The following is a 12,080-nucleotide window of genomic DNA, read 5'->3' as shown; positions in this document are numbered from 1 at the left end:
TGACGCCGCCGCGCCCTCCTGGAGCAAGTGAATGAGTTCCCGTATTCCCACCCTGGACATCACCCGTTTCGACACCGACCGCGAGGCCTTCGTCGCCGAGCTGGGCGCCGCCTACCGCGAATGGGGATTTGCCGGCATCCGCAACCACGGCATCCCGCAAGCCGACATCGACGCCGCCTATGACGTGTTCAAGCGCTTCTTCGCACTGCCGGAAGAGACCAAGCGCAAGTACCACGTGCCGGGCAGCGGCGGCGCGCGTGGCTACACGCCGTTCGGCGTGGAGACCGCGAAGGACTCCAAGCATTTCGATCTGAAGGAGTTCTGGCACATCGGCCGCGAGATTCCCGATGACTCGAAGTATCGCGAGGTGATGCCGCCGAACCTGTGGCCGGACGAAGTGCCCGGATTCCGCGAGCACGGCTATGGCCTCTACGACGCGCTGGACAAGCTGGGCGCACGGGTGCTGTCGGCGCTGGCGCTGCACATCGGGCTGGCGGAGGACTATTTCGCCGACAAGACCAACTCCGGCAATTCGATCCTGCGGCCGATCCACTATCCGCCGATCACCGCCGACGACATTCCCAACGTACGGGCCGGCGCGCACGAGGACATCAACCTGATCACGCTGCTGGTCGGCGCCAGCGCCGCCGGCCTGGAAGTGAAGTCCCAGCAGGGCGAGTGGGTGCCGTTCACCTCCGACGCGGACACCATCGTGGTCAATATCGGCGACATGCTGCAGCGCCTGACCAACCACGTGTATCCATCCACCACCCATCGGGTGGTGAACCCGCCGGGCGAGGAAGCGCGCAAGCCGCGCTATTCGGTGCCGTTCTTCCTGCATCCGAATCCGGATTTCCTGATCGATGTGTTGCCCTCGACGATCAGCACCGACAATCCCAAGCGCTATCCCGAGGCGATCACCGCGCAGGGCTACCTCGAAGAGCGCCTGCGCGAGATCAAGCTCAAGTAAGCACGCGTCGATGCCACGCCTGTGGCATCCGGTGCCCTCAGGCAAGAAGCTCGCGCCGGGACGGCGCTCCTACCGCGCGGAATGCGACAGATGGTAGGAGCGGCCGGGCGGCGAGCTTTTTCTATCCGGCCACGGATTTTCCGCCCGCCGCAAGATTTTCCCGAAGCTCAATCCGCCTTGCGGATCCGCGAGGAATTCCGGCTCATCAACCGGAACCGCGCGTGATCCGACAGGTGCCGGGTGACTCCGTGCAGCAGGCGGTAGCGCCAGCCCGGCACCACGATCACGCGTCCGCGCTCCAGTCCGTCGATGCCGGCGCGCGCCACCGCGTCGGCCTGCAGCCACAGCTTCTTCGGCAGCTTGTCCATCATTACGCGGGTACCGGTGACGTCGTGGAATTCCGACCAGGTGAAACCGGGACAGAGCGCGCAGACCTTCACGCCGCGATCCGCGTTTTCCTGCGCCAGCGACTCGCTGAACTTGATCAGGAAGGCCTTGGCGGCGGCGTACAGGGTCTGGCCGTTGGAGCCCGGCATCAGCCCCGCGAAAGAGGCGACGTTGAGGATGCGACCGTCCGGGAAAGCACGCAGCGAGGGCAGCAGCCGCCAGGTCAGTTCGCACACCGCATGGATCATCACCTGCAGGAACGCGGCATGGTCCGGCCATTCGCGGTTCTGGTAGCGGCCGGGCACGCCGAAGCCCGCGTTGTTGACCAGCACGCGCACGGCCAGGCCGCGCGCCTGGATGGCCTCGCACAGGCCGGCCACGCCATCGGCGGCGGCGAGATCGGCGGCAATCACTTCCACCGGCACCTGCGGGCGCAGTTCCGCCGCCAATGCTTCCAGGCGCTCCCGCCGGCGCGCGGTGAGGATCAGCGGTACGCCACGGCGCGCATATTCACGCGCGATTTCCGCGCCTATGCCGCTGGAGGCGCCGGTGATCAGGGCGTAGCCGGAAGGCGTAGGGGACATGCGAGGACTCCTGTCGATGCCAAGACTCGGGTTCCGCCACATGGTAATGCGTGCGGCCGCGCTTGCCGGAAATCCCACATCGGCTATCCTTGCGCGCCCACTGGACAGGAATTGGTCTTATGCGCCGCAAGATCGTGGCCGGAAACTGGAAGCTCCACGGCGACCGCCAGTTCGCCTATGCCCTGATGAACGAGATTGCCACGGGCCTGCCGCTGACCGGGGTGGACGTGCTGATCCTCCCGCCGCTGCCGTATCTGGGCGAGCTGGTCGAGGACTACGTGCCGCAGGGCTTCGCGCTGGGTTCGCAGGACGTGAGCAGCAACGAGAAGGGCGCGTATACCGGCGAGGTTTCCGCTTCGATGCTGGTCGATGTCGGTGCCACCCATGGCCTGGTCGGCCATTCCGAACGCCGCCAGTACCACCACGAGGACAACGAACTGGTCGCGCGCAAGTTCATCGCCGCGCGCAACGCCGGCCTGGTGCCGGTACTTTGCCTGGGCGAAAGCCTGGCGCAGCGCGACGCGGGGCAGACCGAGGCCGTGGTCGGCGCGCAGTTGCGGGCGGTCCTGGACGCCGCCGGGGTGGAGGCGTTCGAACGGGCCATCGTGGCCTATGAACCGGTCTGGGCCATCGGTACCGGCCGCAATGCCAGCCCGGCCCAGGCCCAGGCCGTTCATGCATTCATCCGTGGCGAAGTGGCCGGACGCGATGCTAGAATCGCCGATTCGCTGCCCATCCTGTATGGCGGCAGCGTCAAGCCCGACAACGCCGCGGAACTGTTCGCGCAGCCCGATGTCGATGGAGGGCTGGTGGGCGGTGCGTCGTTGGTGGCGCGCGATTTTCTCGCCATCGCGAAAGCGGCGGCGGAGCGGGGCTGATCCCCCGCGGGTCCGGCCGTGGCCGGGCCTTCCAACCTGTTTCGGGACGAATTCGAAATGATGCTGATCCTCAATGTGGTCTACGTGCTGATCGCCATCGCGATCATCGCGCTGGTGCTGATGCAGCGCGGTTCGGGCGCGCAGGCCGGGTCCGGCTTCGGTGCCGGTGCCTCCGGCACGGTGTTCGGCGCGCGCGGCGCCTCCAACTTCCTGTCCAAGAGCACCAAGTGGCTGGCGATCGCCTTCTTCGGCATCACCCTGTTCATGGCCTGGCACGCCTCGCACAGCGCGCGCCCGACCACCCAGCAGAACCTGGGCGTGATGACCCAGCAGCAGGCTCCGGCGGCCGGCGCGCCCGCGGCCGGCGAGCTGTCCGTCCCCGCGCAGCCGACCACGGTGCCCGCGGCACCCGCGACCCAGCCGCAGCCGGCCCCGACCACCGTGCCGGCCGCGCCGGCGCAGGCACCGGAAACCGGCAGCCAGCCGCAGCAGGCCCTGCCGCCGGTGGAAGCACCGTCACAGGGCGGTTGAACCGGGCTACAATACCGGCCCGCAATCGGTGACCGGTTGCAGAGTTTCAATGCCCAGGTGGCGGAATTGGTAGACGCACTACCTTGAGGTGGTAGCGGCGAAAGCTGTAGGGGTTCGAGTCCCCTCTTGGGCACCAATCGAAGCGGCGAACCGGCGACACGCCGGCCGGCCGCGGCAATGGAAAGCGAAGCCCGCGCAAGCGGGCTTTTCTTTTGTCCATGAAAAGCGCCGCGTACAGCTTCGTAAACGTTTACTAGTCAGTTCACTAACCGGTACAATTCCGCCGATCCATTCCAGGCCAGGTACGAACTGCGGAAGGGCCAGGATCGGATCGGTCACCGCCGCCTGCGGCGGGACACGGTGGATGCCGCGGCCGGGCCCGAGTCACCTCGACCGCTGCTCCTTGCGCACCCGCGCAAACCGCGCGTACCACGCGGTCCCACAGCGGAATGCAGTGCCCCACCAAGGCGACACGCTCCGGCGTGCAGGCCGGGAGCGGGGCAGGTAGGACAAGAAGAGAAACGCGAGTGCTGGCCAACTATCTGCCGACCCTGTTGTTCCTGATCGTCGCCACCGGCATCGGCATCGCGCTGATCCTGGCGGGACGCTTCCTCGGCCCCCGGCGCCCCGACGCCCAGAAGCTGTCGCCGTACGAATGCGGCTTCGAGGCCTTCGAAGACGCGCGCATGAAGTTCGACGTGCGCTATTACCTGATCGCCATCCAGTTCATCGTCTTCGACCTGGAAATCATTTTTATCGTCCCGTGGACCCTGGTCTTCCAGGAGCTCGGCGCCCGCGCACTGGTCACCATGGGCCTGTTCGTCGGCATGCTGTTCCTCGGCTTCATTTACGTTTGGAAGAAGGGAGCGCTCGAATGGGAGTGATCCAGACCCTCGATCGCCTGATGACCAACCCGATCCCGGAAGGGCGGGTGGACGACATCCTGCGGCCGGAAGGCGACAACCCGCTGCTGGAAAAGGGCTACGTGACCACCAGCGTCGACGCGCTGATGAACTGGGCGCGCACCGGCTCGATGTGGCCGATGACCTTCGGCCTGGCCTGCTGCGCGGTCGAGATGATGCACGCCGGCGCCTCGCGCCTGGACCTGGACCGCTACGGCGTGGTGTTCCGCCCGTCGCCGCGCCAGTCGGACGTGATGATCGTCGCCGGCACCCTGGTCAACAAGATGGCCCCGGCGCTGCGCAAGGTCTACGACCAGATGCCCGACCCCAAGTGGGTGATCTCGATGGGCAGCTGCGCCAATGGCGGTGGCTACTACCACTATTCGTATTCGGTGGTGCGCGGCTGCGACCGCATCGTGCCCGTCGACGTGTACGTGCCGGGCTGCCCGCCGACCGCCGAAGCGCTGGTCTACGGCATCCTGCAGTTGCAGAAGAAGATCTGGCGCACGCAGACCATCGCGCGCTGAGCGCGCCGGCCTGCTTCCCGTTCCACCCGTTTTCCTTTCCGAGAGCACGCTACGCCCCATGGCCGAGCAAGCTGCAAATTTCACCGACCGGTTGCGCGCGCGCTTCGCCGATGCGGTGATCACGGTTGCCGGAACCCGCGAAGAGGTCACCCTCGAGGTGCCGTCCGCGTCCTGGCATGAGGTCTGCCGCGCCCTGCGCGACGAGTTCGGATTCGAGCAGGCGGTCGACGTCTGCGGCGTCGACTACCTGGGCTACGGCAGCGCAGAGTGGGATACCTCGGACGTGTCGTCCGAAGGGTTCAGCCGTGGCGTCGAGGGCTTTGGCCCGGGCCGCTTCGACTGGGAACAGCGACCGCGCGGCGCCGGTCCCGAGCGCCGCTTCGCGGTGGTCCTGCACCTGCTGTCGTACCAGCACAACCAGCGCCTGCGCGTGCGCTGCTTCGCGCCGAACGATGATCTGCCGGTGGTGGCCTCGGTCACCGACCTGTGGCCGGGCGCCAACTGGTTCGAGCGCGAGGCGTTCGACCTGTACGGCATCGTGTTCGAAGGCCATCCGGATCTGCGCCGCATCCTGACCGACTACGGTTTCGTCGGCCATCCGTTCCGCAAGGACTTCCCGCTGATCGGCAACGTCGAAGTTCGCTACGACGAAGAGAAGAAGCGCGTGGTCTACGAGCCGGTCACCTCGGTCGAACCGCGCGTCGGCGTGCCGCGCGTGATCCGCGACGACGCGCGCTACCAGACCGCGATCGGCGAAGCCGCCGCGGGCGAGGGCAGCAAGTGATGAGTACGCAACAATCCCCCACCGCGTTTGCGAGCAATCCTGAAGAGTCCAAGCAGGAGATCCGCAACTACACGATGAACTTCGGCCCGCAGCATCCCGCGGCGCACGGCGTTCTCCGCCTGATCCTGGAAATGGACGGCGAAACCATCATGCGCGCCGACCCGCACGTCGGCCTGCTGCATCGCGGCACCGAGAAGCTGGCCGAGTCCAAGCCGTTCAACCAGTCGATCGGCTACATGGATCGCCTGGACTACGTGTCGATGATGTGCAACGAGCACGCCTACGTGCGCGCGATCGAGACCCTGATGGGGATCGAGGCGCCGGAACGCGCGCAGTACATCCGCACGATGTTCGACGAGATCACCCGCATCCTGAACCACCTGATGTGGATCGGATCCAACGCGCTCGACCTGGGTGCGATGGCGGTGATGCTGTACGCGTTCCGCGAGCGCGAGGAGCTGATGGACTGCTACGAGGCGGTCAGCGGCGCGCGCATGCACGCGACCTACTACCGCCCGGGCGGTGTCTACCGCGACCTGCCGGACCGGATGCCGAAGTACAAGGAATCGCCCTGGCGCAAGGGCCAGGCGCTGAAGCGCCTGAACAACGCGCGCGACGGGTCGATGCTGGACTTCCTGGAAGACTTCACCCGCGAGTTCCCCAAGCGCGTCGACGAGTACGAAACCCTGCTCACCGACAACCGCATCTGGAAGCAGCGCACCGTCGGGATCGGCGTGATCAGCCCGGAACAGGCCCGCGCCTGGGGCATGACCGGCGTGATGCTGCGCGGTTCGGGCATCGCCTGGGATCTGCGCAAGAAGCAGCCGTACGCCAAGTACGACGCGGTGGATTTCGACATCCCGCTGGGCGTGGAAGGCGACTGCTACGACCGTTACCTGGTCCGCGTGGCCGAGATGCGCGAATCCAACCGCATCATCGCCCAGTGCGTGAAGTGGCTGAAGGCCAATCCCGGCCCGGTGATGGTCAAGAACTTCAAGGTCGCCCCTCCCTCGCGCGAGGAGATGAAGGACGACATGGAAGCGCTGATCCATCACTTCAAGCTGTTCAGCGAAGGCTACTGCGTGCCGGCCGGCGAGACCTACTCGGCGGTGGAAGCGCCCAAGGGCGAATTCGGCTGCTACCTGGTGTCCGACGGCGCCAACAAGCCGTTCCGGGTGAAGCTGCGCGCGCCGGGCTTCGCCCATCTTTCTTCCATGGATGCCATCGTCCGCGGCCACATGCTGCCGGACGTGGTCGCCATGATTGGTACTTACGATCTGGTTTTCGGTGAGGTGGACCGATGAGGGCCACAGGCAATTTCGAGGCGACGCAGAACGTCGATCCCCTGGTGGCGCTGAGCGACAAGACGCGCGCGCATATCGATCATTGGCTGACCAAGTTCCCGCCCGACCGCAAGCGCTCGGCGGTGCTGCAGGGTCTGCACGCCGCGCAGGAGCAGAACGGCGGCTGGCTAAGCGACGAGCTTATCGCCGCGGTCGCCAAGTACCTGGACATCCCGCCGGTGTGGGCCTACGAGGTCGCCAGCTTCTACTCGATGTTCGAGACCGAGAAGGTGGGCCGCAACAACGTCGCCTTCTGCACCAACATCAGCTGCTGGCTCAACGGCGCCGAGGATCTGGTCAAGCACGCCGAGAAGAAGCTCGGCTGCAAGCTGGGCGAATCCACCGCCGATGGCCGGGTGTTCCTGAAGCGGGAAGAAGAATGCGTCGCCGCCTGCTGCGGCGCGCCGGTGGTCGTGATCAACGGCCATTACCACGAGAAGCTGACGCCGGCCAAGGTCGACGAATTGCTGGACGGGCTGGAGTAAGCGCATGGCACATCATCCGCACACATCCGAAGGTTACGGCCCGGTGGGCCCGGCGCCGAAGGAGCACCAGGTCGTCTACACCACGCTGCATTTCGACAAGCCGTGGTCGTACGAGAACTACCTGAAGACCGGCGGCTACAGCGCGCTGCGCAAGATCCTCGAAGAGAAGATCCCGCCGGCCGACGTGGTCGAGATGGTCAAGCAGTCCGGCCTGCGCGGCCGCGGCGGCGCGGGCTTCCCGACCGGCCTGAAGTGGAGCTTCATGCCCAAGGGCGACATGCAGAAGTACATCCTCTGCAACTCCGACGAATCCGAGCCGGGCACCGCCAAGGATCGCGACATCCTGCGCTTCAACCCGCACGCGGTCATCGAGGGCATGGCCATCGCCTGCTACGCCACCGGTTCCACCGTGGGCTACAACTACCTGCGCGGCGAGTTCCACCACGAGCCGTTCGAGCACCTGGAAGAGGCCACTGCCGAAGCCTACAAGCACGGCTGGCTGGGAAAGAACATCCTGGGCTCCGGCATCGACATCGACATCTTCAACGCGCTCGGCGCGGGTGCCTACATCTGCGGCGAAGAGACCGCGCTGATGGAGTCGCTGGAAGGCAAGAAGGGCCAGCCGCGCTTCAAGCCGCCGTTCCCGGCCAACTTCGGCCTGTACGGCAAGCCGACCACCATCAACAACACCGAGACCTACGCCTCGGTGCCGGCGATCATCCGCAACGGCGCGGAGTGGTTCCTCAACCTGGGCAAGCCCAACAACGGCGGTCCGAAGATCTTCTCGGTCTCCGGCCATGTCGCGCGTCCTGGCAACTACGAGATCCGCCTGGGCACGCCGTTCGCCGAACTGCTGGAAATGGCCGGCGGCATCCGCAACGGCCACAAGATCAAGGCGGTGATTCCGGGTGGTTCCTCGATGCCGGTACTGCCGGGCGAGACCATGATGGGCCTGACCATGGACTACGACAGCATCCAGAAGGCGGGTTCCGGCCTGGGTTCGGGCGCGGTCGTGGTGATGGACGAGACTGCCTGCATGGTGCGCGCCTGCCAGCGCATCGCGCGTTTCTACTTCAAGGAAAGCTGCGGCCAGTGCACGCCGTGCCGCGAAGGCACCGGCTGGATGTACCGCATGCTGACCCGCATCGCCGAACAGAAGGCGACCCTGGACGACCTGCACATGCTGAAGGCCGCCGCCGGCCAGATCGAGGGCCATACCATCTGCGCCTTCGGCGAAGCCGCGGCGTGGCCGGTACAGGGTTTCCTGCGCCACTTCTGGCACGAATTCGAGTACGCGATCGTCAACAAGCGTTTCCTGGTCGACGACCAGCGCGCCGGCACGGTCATTGAAGGCAAGGTGGCCGCATGAGTGCGCAGCCCGTCAACCCGAACCTCCCGCCCGACCACGTCACCGTCTTCATCGACGGTGTCGAGATGGCCGCGCCGAAGGGTTCGATGATCATCCAGGCCGCGGACAAGGCCGGGATTCCGATTCCGCGCTTCTGCTACCACGAGAAGCTGCCGATCGCGGCCAACTGCCGCATGTGCCTGGTCGACGTCGAGAAGATGCCCAAGCCGGCGCCGGCCTGCGCCACGCCGGTCATGGACGGCATGAAGATCCAGACCCGCAGCGAGAAGGCGCTGAAGTCGCAGCGCAACGTGATGGAGTTCCTGCTGATCAACCATCCGCTCGACTGCCCGATCTGCGATCAGGGTGGCGAGTGCGAACTGCAGGATCTGTCGCTGGGCTACGGCCGCTCCGTGAGCCGCTTCCAGGAGCGCAAGCGCGTGGTGCCCGACGAGGACATCGGCCCGCTGGTCGCCACCGAGATGACCCGCTGCATCCAGTGCACGCGTTGCGTGCGCTTCACCGCGGATGTCGCCGGTACCTACGAACTGGGCGGCATGTACCGCGGCGAGAACCTGCAGATCGGCACTTATGACGGCAAGCCGCTGACCACCGAAATCTCCGGCAACGTCATCGACGTCTGCCCGGTGGGCGCGCTGACCAACAAGGTGTTCCAGTTCCGCGCCCGTCCGTGGGAATTGATTGCGCGCGAATCCGTCGGTTACCACGACGCGATGGGTTCCAACCTGTTCGTGCATTCTCGCCGAGGCCAGGTGCTGCGCACCGTGCCGCGCGAGAACGAGGCGGTCAACGAATGCTGGCTGTCGGATCGTGATCGCTATTCGCACCAGGGCCTGTACAGCGACGACCGCGCGGTCAAGCCGTTGCAGAAGGTCAATGGTGAGTGGCGCGAAGTGTCCTGGTCCGAGGGCCTGGCCGCCGCCGCCGAGATCCTGCGCGGCAACGCCGGCGACGAACTGGGCGTGCTGGTGCATCCGGCGACCTCGAACGAGGAGGGTGGATTGCTCGCGAAGCTGGCCGCCGGCCTCGGCAGCGGCAACGTCGATCACCGCATCAACAACCGCGACTTCTCCGATGGCGCCGTGGCCGAACCGTTCGCGCTGCCGATGGCGGATATCGAAAAGGCCGACGTCATCGTGCTGTTCGGCACCAACATCCGCCACGAGTTGCCGCTGCTGCACCAGCGCATCCGCAAGGCCCAGCGCAAGGGCGCCAGGGTGCACGTGGTCAACCCGGTCGACTTCGACTTCGCGTTCGGCATCGCCGGCAAGCACATCGTGCCGCCGTCGCAGCTGGCCGGCGCGCTCAACGAAGCCGCCCTGCGCGAGGCCGCCAAGGCCGGCAACCATGCCGTGCTGATTGTCGGCGGCATCGCCGAGAACCATCCGCAGGCTTCGGCGCTGCGCCAGGCCGCCGGCGAATTCGCCGCCGCCACCGGCGCCTCGTTGTGCCGCATCCCGCAGGGCGCCAACGCGGTGGGCCTGGCCCGCCACGGCGTGCTGCCGTCGCGCCGCGACGTGGCCGGCATGTTCGCCGAGCCGCGCAAGGCCTACGTCATCTATGGCATCGAGCCGGGCCTGGACTTCGCCGATACGCCGGCCGCCGCGCGCGCGCTATCGTCGGCCAAGGTGGTGGCGTTCAGCCATTTCGCCTGCAAGTCGACCCGCGACGTCGCCGACGTGATCCTGCCGATTGGCGCGCTGCCGGAAATCGAAGCCACCCTGACCAACCTGGATGGCACCGACCAGCGTACCCAGGCCGCCGGCAAGCTGCCGGGCGAGGCCCGCGACGGCTGGCGCGTGTTGCGCGCGCTCGGCGGCGAATTGCAGTTGCCGTCGTTCGAGTTCACCGATCTGGCCGGGCTGCGCGCCGCCATCGCCGGCACCGCGCCGGTGACCATCGCGCGTTCGGCGGCGTCCGCCGCGGCGGGCGAGGGCCTGGAACTGGCGGTCACCGCGGGGATTTACCGCACCGACGGCACGGTCCGGCGGGCCGAGGCATTGCAGGCGCATCCGCTCAACACGGGCGCGCGCATCGTGCTGAATCCCGCCGACGCGCAGTCGAGCGGCGTGGCCGAAGGCGCGATGGCCAAGGTCGGTTCGGCCAACGGCACCGCGACCCTGCCGGTGGTGGTGGATGCCCGCGTGGCCAAGGGCAGCGCGTGGATTGAGAGCGGCTACGGCGCGACCGCGCCGCTGGGCGCCGGACGTGTCACGGTGGTGAGCGCATGAACGAGCTGTTGATCAATGCCGTCGGACCGCTCCGCGAGTGGTTCTTCGCGCTGGGCGACATCGGTGTCGCGTTGTGGATCGTGCTGAAGATCCTGGTGATCGCCGTGCCGGTGATCATCGCGGTGGCCTTCTACGTGGTCTGGGAACGCAAGCTGATCGGCTGGATGCACGTCCGCCACGGACCGATGTACGTGGGCATGGGCATCTTCCAGGCCTTCGCCGACGTGTTCAAACTGCTGTTCAAGGAAATCATCCAGCCCAGCAGCGCGCAGAAGGCGATGTACATCATCGCCCCGCTGATCACGCTGGCGCCGGCGTTCGCCGCCTGGGCGGTGGTGCCGTTCGACGCCAAGCTGGTGCTGTCCAACGCCAACGCGGGCCTGCTGTACCTGCTGGCGATGACCTCGCTGGGCGTGTACGGCATCATCATCGCCGGCTGGGCTTCCAACTCGAAGTACGCGTTCCTGGGCGCGATGCGCTCGGCCGCGCAGGTGGTCAGCTACGAAATCGCGATGGGCTTCGCCCTGGTCGGCGTGCTGATCGCCGCCGGCAGCCTGAACCTCAGCGACATCGTGATGGCGCAGGCCGGCAACAATGGCTTCTTCGAATGGTTCTGGTTGCCGCTGTTCCCGCTGTTCATCGTGTACTGGGTGTCCGGCGTCGCCGAAACCAACCGCTCGCCGTTCGACGTGGTGGAAGGCGAATCGGAAATCGTCGCCGGCCACATGGTCGAGTATTCGGGCGCGGCGTTCGCGCTGTTCTTCCTGGCCGAATACGCCAACATGATCCTGGTCAGTTTCCTGGTGGCGCTGTTCTTCCTGGGTGGCTGGCTCAGCCCGCTGCAGGGCTGGATCACCGCGGACGTGTCGCCCTGGGTCAACTGGATCTGGACCGGTGGCTGGCCGTGGCTGCTGCTGAAGGTGCTGTTCTTCGCCAGCGCCTACATCTGGTTCCGCGCGAGCTTCCCGCGCTACCGCTACGACCAGATCATGCGGCTGGGCTGGAAGGTGTTCATTCCGCTGACCATCGCGTGGATCGCGGTGACGGCGGTGATGGTGTTCTTTGGCGTGTTCGAGAAGGGTGTCTGAC

General features: G+C 66.4%; 12 protein-coding genes and 1 tRNA gene. 12 read left to right on the top strand and 1 reads right to left on the bottom strand.

What is annotated here, in order from left to right; all coding sequences use genetic code 11:
• The first annotated feature begins 31 nt into the window (after positions 1 to 31).
• Positions 32 to 970 carry an isopenicillin N synthase family oxygenase gene (locus tag FHW78_RS15030; protein WP_183642371.1) on the top strand — a complete coding sequence of 313 codons (939 nt, stop codon included), beginning with the start codon at positions 32 to 34 and terminating at the stop codon, positions 968 to 970.
• 167 nt (positions 971 to 1,137) lie between these two features.
• On the opposite strand, the gene FHW78_RS15025 is transcribed toward FHW78_RS15030, so the two are convergent.
• Positions 1,138 to 1,941 carry an SDR family oxidoreductase gene (locus tag FHW78_RS15025; protein ID WP_183642368.1) on the bottom strand — a complete coding sequence of 268 codons (804 nt, stop codon included), beginning with the start codon at positions 1,939 to 1,941 and terminating at the stop codon, positions 1,138 to 1,140.
• A gap of 119 nt (positions 1,942 to 2,060) precedes the next feature.
• Here FHW78_RS15025 and tpiA point away from each other — a divergent pair, with 119 nt between their 5' ends.
• The 11 genes from tpiA to nuoH all read left to right on the top strand — a co-directional run bounded on the left by tpiA (position 2,061) and on the right by nuoH (position 12,079).
• Positions 2,061 to 2,819 (top strand): triose-phosphate isomerase, encoded by a 759-nt coding sequence (tpiA, locus tag FHW78_RS15020; protein WP_183642365.1) that lies wholly within the window; start codon positions 2,061 to 2,063, stop codon positions 2,817 to 2,819.
• A 57-nt stretch (positions 2,820 to 2,876) separates the two neighbouring features.
• Positions 2,877 to 3,350 (top strand): preprotein translocase subunit SecG, encoded by a 474-nt coding sequence (gene secG, locus FHW78_RS15015; RefSeq protein ID WP_225562217.1) that lies wholly within the window; start codon positions 2,877 to 2,879, stop codon positions 3,348 to 3,350.
• Between the two features lie 51 nt (positions 3,351 to 3,401).
• Positions 3,402 to 3,486, top strand: a tRNA-Leu gene (locus FHW78_RS15010).
• A gap of 391 nt (positions 3,487 to 3,877) precedes the next feature.
• A complete protein-coding gene (locus FHW78_RS15005; RefSeq protein WP_183642358.1) occupies positions 3,878 to 4,234 on the top strand; it encodes an NADH-quinone oxidoreductase subunit A in 357 nt (118 codons plus the stop codon).
• The gene (locus FHW78_RS15000) at positions 4,225 to 4,779 is read left to right on the top strand and encodes an NADH-quinone oxidoreductase subunit B (RefSeq protein WP_141453300.1); all 555 of its coding nucleotides are present in this window, start codon (positions 4,225 to 4,227) and stop codon (positions 4,777 to 4,779) included. The genes FHW78_RS15005 and FHW78_RS15000 overlap by 10 nt, the downstream gene beginning before the upstream one ends.
• Before the next feature lie 58 nt (positions 4,780 to 4,837).
• Complete coding sequence (locus tag FHW78_RS14995; RefSeq protein WP_141453299.1) at positions 4,838 to 5,563, top strand: NADH-quinone oxidoreductase subunit C; 726 nt, start codon at positions 4,838 to 4,840, stop codon at positions 5,561 to 5,563.
• A complete protein-coding gene (locus FHW78_RS14990; protein WP_183642355.1) occupies positions 5,560 to 6,867 on the top strand; it encodes an NADH-quinone oxidoreductase subunit D in 1,308 nt (435 codons plus the stop codon). The genes FHW78_RS14995 and FHW78_RS14990 overlap by 4 nt, the downstream gene beginning before the upstream one ends.
• Positions 6,864 to 7,391, top strand: coding sequence for an NADH-quinone oxidoreductase subunit NuoE (gene nuoE / locus FHW78_RS14985; RefSeq protein ID WP_183642352.1), 528 nt, complete (start codon positions 6,864 to 6,866; stop codon positions 7,389 to 7,391). Before FHW78_RS14990 ends, nuoE begins: the two co-directional genes overlap by 4 nt.
• Before the next feature lie 4 nt (positions 7,392 to 7,395).
• The gene (gene nuoF, locus FHW78_RS14980) at positions 7,396 to 8,760 is read left to right on the top strand and encodes an NADH-quinone oxidoreductase subunit NuoF (protein ID WP_141453296.1); all 1,365 of its coding nucleotides are present in this window, start codon (positions 7,396 to 7,398) and stop codon (positions 8,758 to 8,760) included.
• On the top strand, positions 8,757 to 10,991 hold the full coding sequence (gene nuoG, locus FHW78_RS14975) for an NADH-quinone oxidoreductase subunit NuoG (protein WP_183642349.1): 2,235 nt from the start codon (positions 8,757 to 8,759) through the stop codon (positions 10,989 to 10,991). The genes nuoF and nuoG overlap by 4 nt, the downstream gene beginning before the upstream one ends.
• Positions 10,988 to 12,079: an NADH-quinone oxidoreductase subunit NuoH gene (nuoH, locus tag FHW78_RS14970; protein WP_183642346.1), complete on the top strand. Its 1,092-nt coding sequence runs from the start codon at positions 10,988 to 10,990 to the stop codon at positions 12,077 to 12,079. The genes nuoG and nuoH overlap by 4 nt, the downstream gene beginning before the upstream one ends.
• The last annotated feature ends 1 nt before the right edge of the window (position 12,080 follow it).

The organism is Pseudoxanthomonas sp. OG2, from assembly GCF_014192765.1.
In the GTDB taxonomy this organism is placed as follows: Bacteria; Pseudomonadota; Gammaproteobacteria; order Xanthomonadales; family Xanthomonadaceae; genus Pseudoxanthomonas_A; species Pseudoxanthomonas_A beigongshangi.
The sequence above is the reverse complement of the archived record's forward strand: the minus strand, read 5'-3'. Positions and strand labels throughout refer to the sequence as shown.

Excerpts from the sequence above, each read along its gene's own strand:
- FHW78_RS15030 (WP_183642371.1), top strand. The coding sequence starts at position 32 with ATGAGTTCCCGTATTCCCACCCTGGACATCACCCGTTTCGACACCGAC.
- FHW78_RS15025 (WP_183642368.1), bottom strand. The coding sequence starts at position 1,941 with ATGTCCCCTACGCCTTCCGGCTACGCCCTGATCACCGGCGCCTCCAGC.
- tpiA (WP_183642365.1), top strand. The coding sequence starts at position 2,061 with ATGCGCCGCAAGATCGTGGCCGGAAACTGGAAGCTCCACGGCGACCGC.
- secG (WP_225562217.1), top strand. The coding sequence starts at position 2,877 with ATGATGCTGATCCTCAATGTGGTCTACGTGCTGATCGCCATCGCGATC.
- FHW78_RS15000 (WP_141453300.1), top strand. The coding sequence starts at position 4,225 with ATGGGAGTGATCCAGACCCTCGATCGCCTGATGACCAACCCGATCCCG.
- FHW78_RS14995 (WP_141453299.1), top strand. The coding sequence starts at position 4,838 with ATGGCCGAGCAAGCTGCAAATTTCACCGACCGGTTGCGCGCGCGCTTC.
- nuoE (WP_183642352.1), top strand. The coding sequence starts at position 6,864 with ATGAGGGCCACAGGCAATTTCGAGGCGACGCAGAACGTCGATCCCCTG.
- nuoF (WP_141453296.1), top strand. The coding sequence starts at position 7,396 with ATGGCACATCATCCGCACACATCCGAAGGTTACGGCCCGGTGGGCCCG.
- nuoG (WP_183642349.1), top strand. The coding sequence starts at position 8,757 with ATGAGTGCGCAGCCCGTCAACCCGAACCTCCCGCCCGACCACGTCACC.
- nuoH (WP_183642346.1), top strand. The coding sequence starts at position 10,988 with ATGAACGAGCTGTTGATCAATGCCGTCGGACCGCTCCGCGAGTGGTTC.